Source organism: Burkholderia sp. RS01 (genome assembly GCF_039748055.1).
Taxonomy (GTDB): Bacteria; Actinomycetota; Actinomycetes; order Actinomycetales; family Micrococcaceae; genus Arthrobacter.
This window is the reverse complement of record NZ_JBDLAK010000046.1, coordinates 1-5,549: the sequence shown is the minus strand read 5'-3', so window position 1 is coordinate 5,549 and position 5,549 is coordinate 1. Positions and strand designations below refer to the sequence as shown.

The window sequence follows — 5,549 nt, the reverse complement described above, 5'->3', positions numbered from 1 at the left end:
CCTGGCCCGGGGCCCTGTGACTTTTTTATCCCCCACACGGCTCACCCCCCGGCGGGGGGGGCCCCTAACCCCCCCCCCCCCCCCCCGCCGTCGGGCTTTCTGAAGTTTTACGTCCCCTGCCGGCGGCCACGCTATTCGAAGAACTCAATCCTCGGTTCGCCCTGGACGCCGCCCCTTTGCATGGCGTCTTTCAGCTCCGGATTGGCGAAGAACGCCTTGGCGGCGTCCACGGTGTCGAAGTAGTGGAGGACTAGAACGTTGTCCGGGTCGCCGGCCATCCGGTGTACGGACTCCTTGGTGACGCCGCCGGCCTTCTGCACGTCGGCGAACGAATCGTAGACCTTACGCCAGGCATCGTAGTCGGCTACCTGGTGCAGGACGACTGAAACAGCCATAACGGTACTCCTTGGTGCTCGTTGCTTTGGGTGGTGGCTTACGCCTTGGGGCCAGCGGTCAGGTAGTTATGCACGTCGAAGAACGTGATCTCCGGCGGGCCGGGGATGCCCACTTCGGCGGCTATTGGTGTGGTCTTCTCCTGCGTAAATGCCTCGAACAGTTCGCGGCTCTCCCAGGTGTCCACGACACGGATGCCGGTGTCCGTGGCCGCTACCCAGTGGGTGAGGCCGCCAGGGGCGCCGGGTCCGCCCGGCGTGAAGCCCATTTTTTCAAGGACTTGGTCATACTGCTCGAGTGTTCCACCGGGGAAATCCAGGATGACGGCGACAGGCATGTGATGCTCCTAAGGCTTTCAGAACAAACCAGAGACGGCCCGGGAGTGGACCGTCTAAGCCCCGTGGTACTCCGCCGCCGGTGGGGTGTCAACGGTGAGTTGCTTGGGCCGTGGACTGCCCGCGGCGCAGTGCCCAGACGGCGCCCCGAAGCGTACACTGAGAGCCACAAATCGGCTCATTGCCGCAGGTCCTGGACGCCTTCGCTGCAGGTCCGGGCGTCCGGCGATGGCCTGGTTGTAGTGGCGGGCGGAGGAGGATCCGTGGTCAGGTCGGCTGAAAGCGTGATCATCAGGCGGACGCCGGAAGAGGTCTTCGCCTACGTCGCGGATCTGCGCAATGAACCCGCCTGGCACGTCGACATTGACTCGGTGGACCCTGCCACGGAGCCCGTGCCAACCGTCGGCACGGCGTACCCCCTGCGGTTCAAGCCGTTCATGGGCAAGACCGAGGGCACGTTCACGGCGCTGGAAGTGTCGCAGGGGGAGCGGGTGGTGTACCGCGGTGACTTCGCCGGCCTCCGGCCCCTGATCACCTACGCCGTGGAGCCCGCGCCGGAAGGCGCCCGGTTCACCCGAAGCGTGGAAATGCGGCCCCGCGGGCTGAGCGCGGTGATGGCGCCGGCCATGGCCTTCATGGTGCCGCGCAGGAACAGGGTCTTTGTCAACAACCTCAAGTCGGTGCTCGAACGCTGACGCGGGGCGGCGGTTCACAATGCCGGCGGGACTGTAATCTGGCATGCCATCTGCGAGAATGTTCCCGTCAGCGGAACAGGCCAAGCAGCTGCGCCTTCCGCCCATTTAGCGCGCCTGGGGGAGGCATTCATGGCTGGAATCAGCTTTACCGCCATCGACTTTGAAACCGCGAACAGCAACCCCGGGTCGGTGTGTGCTGTGGGCTTGGTCAAGGTCCGGGACGGAAAAGTCGTGGACAAATCGCATTGGCTCATCAAACCGCCGCCGGGCATCGACCACTTCGATCCCATCAACGTCGAAGTCCACGGCATCAGGGAACGCGACGTTGTGCACGCAGCGGACTGGGAGATGTCCATCGAGGGGATCCTGCAGTTCGCCTGTGAGGACCAGCTGGTGGCATACGACGCCCCGTACGACGCCTCCGTGATGCGGAAAGCCACCGAACAACTGCAGCTGGACCTGCCCGCCAAGGACTTCTACTGTGCCCAGGAACTGGCCCGGACCGAGCTGGGGCTGCCGAAGCACAACCTCAACGACGTACTGGAGGCGTTGAAGCTCCCGCCCGTCCGCCATCACGAGCCCGGCACGAATGCCCTGGCCTGCGCCAACGTAGTCCTGACCATCGCCGCCCTGCGCCAGTTCGCCAGCCTGGCCGAGATCTGGGGTGGCCCTACCGCCTCGATCGGCCAGCGGCGCCAGGGCCGGCGCGTCCGTGATGAGGAATCTGACGCGGAGGGTGAAGCGACCGACGCCGACGCGCGCGACGGTGAGGCGCCGGACGGCGAAGCGCGTTACGGCGAGGCGCCCGACGCCGTCGGGCCTGCCGACGCGGTGCGTCCCGCAGAAGCGCAAACGGCTCCGAACCCGGCCCCGCGGGCCGAAGCCACTCCCACCCCGGCCCCCGCACGGCCGGGGGGCCGCCGGGGGGCCAGGTCCGGCGTAAAATCCGGCCTTCCCCTGTTGGCGGCGGGACTTCTTGCCGCCTTTTTCCTGTCCGCCCTTTCCGGCCTCGCGATCCAGTCATTCTCCGCGGGCCAAGTAGGAACCGGCGCGGTGGAGGCGGCGCTGGCGGTGGCCGCAGCGTGGGGTGTCTGGGCCTCCATCACCGCCGGCTGGCGAAGGATCTGGTCTGCCAGGTAATCGCGCCGGGACAGACCAGATTCTTGGATTCCTGAGTTATGGGGCCTTGGGAATGATGATCCACAAAGCGATGTAGACGAGTTCTCCGACGCCAAACAAGCCGAAGAGAACGAAGCCGATGCGGACTAGCGTCCTGGAGATGCCGAAGCGGTCTGCCAGCGCTGCACAGACTCCTGCGATGATTTTGCCGTCCCTGGGCCGAGCCATTAATGCTGCCATTTCGCCACACTAGCAGCCGGTCCGGGGCCAGGTAAGCGGTCCGGGAGAGTCAATCTCGGGTTCGGATCGGCACGGCCTTGCCGGCTGCCGTGGATTGCGGAAGGGCCTTGAACCCGGTTTACCCCGACGACGGGAGGACAGCATCGTTGGCACCCTCCCGCCGTCGAGCTTTTGGTGACCGGACATTCACATGAGGAGAGCCGGTCAGGCGGCAATGACGGTGCGGGAGGCAACTTTCTGCGGGGCAGTCCAGCACAGATAATCGACGGCACGGGTGTACGTTCCGGGCGAGGGAAAGCGCAGCGGGACGTCCGTCACGGCCAGGGGAACAAATCCGCCATGGGCGTGGACGTCCAAGATGCTCACGGCCGGGCCCTGAAGCGCTGTCGGCCGGAAATTGAAATACGAGAATTCATGTCCCCCCCATAGCTTTTTGCGGACATTGCCCATCGTCCCCGCGGAAACCTAGAGAATCGTTGGGCTCCGCGGGACCGGAATGGGGGGGTGCAGGAATGCGCCTCAGGAAGAGGTGGACGACTGGGCGGTCCGGATTTCGAGGCGCTGTTCGAGATCGTTCATGACCACCGCGGCGAGGTCCCCGAGCATCTCGGCTTCCGAGGCATCCAGGACGCGGGGCTCGTAGTCGAGGATGCACAGGGTCCCCAGGTTGTACCCGTCCCGGGACTTGAGGGGCGCCCCGGCGTAGAACTTGAGGCCGAACTCGCCGGCGACGAGCGGATTCGCCAGGGCCCGCGGATCCTCCGGGGCGTTCTCGATGACCCACACGTCGTCCTGCAGAATCGCCGACGCGCACAGGCCGGGATCCCTGTCGATCTCCTCAACGGCCACGCCGTGGTGGGACTTGAACCAGATGCGGTCGTGGTCCACAACCGAGACGATTGCAATGGGCACCGAAAAGACCCTGGCGGCCAGTGAGGTGACCCTGTCGAAGGCGCCGTCGGCGGGGGTATCGAGAATGGCATAGCGTCGAACGGCCTCCATCCTGGCCTCCTCGTCGCTGGGGATCAGGGCGGTGTCCACTTTGTGCTTTGCCCTGCTGCCGGCGGACTGGTCCTGCAGGGCCTGTGTCACCTCCCGGCTCGAGGGCCGGTCCTCCGGATTCCGTGCCGTCATGGCGGCCAGGAGCATCTGCCACTCCGGCTCCAGGGTGGCAGGGATTCTCGGATCCTCGATCAGCCGTGCGAGGGCACTCTGCAGCGGATCGCCCGGAAAGGACTGCTGGCCGGTGAGGCATTCGAGCAGCACCAGGCCCAGCGAGTACACGTCGCTGGCGGGACCGACGCGCTCACCCCTTGCCTGCTCCGGGCTGAGGTACCCGGCGGTTCCGAGGAAACCGCCGTCCGGACCCTCGGGCTTATCGGCAATGAGCGCAATGCCGAAGTCCGTGAGTTTCGCGCGCATCCTTGCGGCGTCATGGTCGTAGTCGAAGACCATGACGTTTCCGGGTTTGACGTCCCGGTGGATTACGCCGCATTCGTGGATGTATGCGAGGGCGTCCGCGAGGTCGTGACCGATCTGGGCTGCATGGCGGGCCGGGAGCGGCCCGTCCGCCAGGCGGCGCTTGAGATCCGGGCCCTCCACCAGCTCCATCACGAGGTAGATGCGCGGCCGTTCCGGTTCGGTTCTGTCGACGCCCGCGTCGAGGAGGGTCACCAGGCTGTGGTGGTTCAGGCGCGCCAGAACCTTCAGCTCCGCCTCGTCGTCGTGCGGCGCATCGTTGCCGCGGGACTTGGTGACAATCTTGACCGCAACGTCGCGCTCGAGGAATCCGTCCAAGGCCCTGTAGACGTTTGCCATGGCGCCCGATCCGATTTGTTCCAGGACGTGGTACCTGCCGCCTAGGATCGTGTCTGCTGAAATACCGGACTGTACGTCCATCGTGTGCCTTTGGGTCTTGCCGCGCGGTGCTCGGGGCCCGTACGCGTATTAGATTGTGAGGTTTTAGCAGGAGTGCGTTAAAAGCGAGTGGCTTAAAAGGCCGAAAGAGCCGATTCGCATCGACTCTTCCTGGATGACTGGGCTATATGAGGCTTGGTGCGCTGGCAAGGATGTAGTCCGCAGCTGCCGGCCCGGTCATGGCAAGCTCACAGTCCTCGGGAGAGATGCCCTGGTCCTTGAGCGATGCCCATAAGGCAGCGGGAGGCTGGGGCTCTGTCTGGTGAATGAGGCACCAGCTTGTGTACAGGCCGTAAAGATCGTCCGGGGTCAGCTGGGAGTCCGTTTCGCGCTCCGCAGTGAGGGCCTCGGCTACAAATCGTTCGAAATGGGTGGCAGTCATGGGGTCCTCCAAGGCAAGCATATTGATCCGCCGTTCTGCTTCAGCGTTAACGGATCGCCGCCCGAGGGCCAGTGATCTCCTTGAAATCTATGCGAGACAGACCGTTCTGTCTAGTCGTCTCCAACCGCCCGTCGCGCCGGCCTGCTCGGTGGGACTACGGCGTCCGGCCGGCCGATTTGCGCGGATGATTCCGGGTGTGTAAAGTAATTCGAGTCGCCGCCGCTGAAGCGGAAAAATAGCGACCGCCCCCAATGAAACAGCCCGAAAATGGCGTACTTACTAGTGCGCCGACGACGGGTGGGGACCTTCCTGTTGAACCGAAAATCGCGGAAACGCTGATTTGCAAAGGTTCGCCGGACCGGGTAAGTTTGAAAAGTTGCTCCGGAGCGATCCACGGCTGTTTGGTTGTGGTGGTGCCGGGTGTGTCTGTTGTTTGAGAACTCAATAGTGTGCCAAGTTTGTTGATAC

Annotated in this window: 9 protein-coding genes; 2 read left to right on the top strand and 7 right to left on the bottom strand. The window is 64.5% G+C overall.

From position 1 onward, the window contains the following. Window positions 1-131: 131 nt before the first annotated feature. Both ABFP37_RS22430 and ABFP37_RS22425 read right to left on the bottom strand, forming a co-directional pair. Entirely contained in the window at window positions 132-395 is a 264-nt protein-coding gene (locus ABFP37_RS22430) for a hypothetical protein (protein ID WP_078027618.1), read from the bottom strand. A 38-nt stretch (window positions 396-433) separates the two neighbouring features. Next, window positions 434-730: a hypothetical protein gene (locus ABFP37_RS22425; RefSeq protein WP_078027617.1), complete on the bottom strand. Its 297-nt coding sequence runs from the start codon at window positions 728-730 to the stop codon at window positions 434-436. 261 nt (window positions 731-991) lie between these two features. Here ABFP37_RS22425 and ABFP37_RS22420 point away from each other — a divergent pair, with 261 nt between their 5' ends. Together ABFP37_RS22420 and ABFP37_RS22415 are read left to right on the top strand one after the other, a co-directional pair. Continuing rightward, complete coding sequence (locus ABFP37_RS22420) at window positions 992-1,423, top strand: SRPBCC family protein (protein ID WP_185982317.1); 432 nt, start codon at window positions 992-994, stop codon at window positions 1,421-1,423. A 129-nt stretch (window positions 1,424-1,552) separates the two neighbouring features. Next, window positions 1,553-2,563: an exonuclease domain-containing protein gene (locus tag ABFP37_RS22415; RefSeq protein ID WP_347035022.1), complete on the top strand. Its 1,011-nt coding sequence runs from the start codon at window positions 1,553-1,555 to the stop codon at window positions 2,561-2,563. Window positions 2,564-2,599: 36 nt separating this feature from the next. On the opposite strand, the gene ABFP37_RS22410 is transcribed toward ABFP37_RS22415, so the two are convergent. The 5 genes from ABFP37_RS22410 to ABFP37_RS22390 all read right to left on the bottom strand — a co-directional run. After that, complete coding sequence (locus ABFP37_RS22410) at window positions 2,600-2,782, bottom strand: PspC domain-containing protein (RefSeq protein WP_078027614.1); 183 nt, start codon at window positions 2,780-2,782, stop codon at window positions 2,600-2,602. A gap of 204 nt (window positions 2,783-2,986) precedes the next feature. Continuing rightward, the gene (locus ABFP37_RS22405) at window positions 2,987-3,148 is read right to left on the bottom strand and encodes a hypothetical protein (protein WP_185982316.1); all 162 of its coding nucleotides are present in this window, start codon (window positions 3,146-3,148) and stop codon (window positions 2,987-2,989) included. 153 nt (window positions 3,149-3,301) lie between these two features. Further along, entirely contained in the window at window positions 3,302-4,681 is a 1,380-nt protein-coding gene (locus ABFP37_RS22400) for a GAF domain-containing serine/threonine-protein kinase (RefSeq protein ID WP_078027612.1), read from the bottom strand. Window positions 4,682-4,823: 142 nt separating this feature from the next. Further along, window positions 4,824-5,081 carry a hypothetical protein gene (locus ABFP37_RS22395; RefSeq protein WP_078027742.1) on the bottom strand — a complete coding sequence of 86 codons (258 nt, stop codon included), beginning with the start codon at window positions 5,079-5,081 and terminating at the stop codon, window positions 4,824-4,826. Between the two features lie 154 nt (window positions 5,082-5,235). Further along, a partial coding sequence (locus tag ABFP37_RS22390) for a hypothetical protein (RefSeq protein ID WP_347035021.1) occupies window positions 5,236-5,549 on the bottom strand: 314 nt, incomplete at its 5' end.

What these genes read in the sequence shown, in the direction of transcription:
- ABFP37_RS22430 (WP_078027618.1), bottom strand. Translation starts at nt 395, where the DNA reads ATGGCTGTTTCAGTCGTCCTGCACCAGGTAGCCGACTACGATGCCTGG.
- ABFP37_RS22425 (WP_078027617.1), bottom strand. Translation starts at nt 730, where the DNA reads ATGCCTGTCGCCGTCATCCTGGATTTCCCCGGTGGAACACTCGAGCAG.
- ABFP37_RS22415 (WP_347035022.1), top strand. Translation starts at nt 1,553, where the DNA reads ATGGCTGGAATCAGCTTTACCGCCATCGACTTTGAAACCGCGAACAGC.
- ABFP37_RS22410 (WP_078027614.1), bottom strand. Translation starts at nt 2,782, where the DNA reads ATGGCAGCATTAATGGCTCGGCCCAGGGACGGCAAAATCATCGCAGGA.
- ABFP37_RS22400 (WP_078027612.1), bottom strand. Translation starts at nt 4,681, where the DNA reads ATGGACGTACAGTCCGGTATTTCAGCAGACACGATCCTAGGCGGCAGG.
- ABFP37_RS22395 (WP_078027742.1), bottom strand. Translation starts at nt 5,081, where the DNA reads ATGACTGCCACCCATTTCGAACGATTTGTAGCCGAGGCCCTCACTGCG.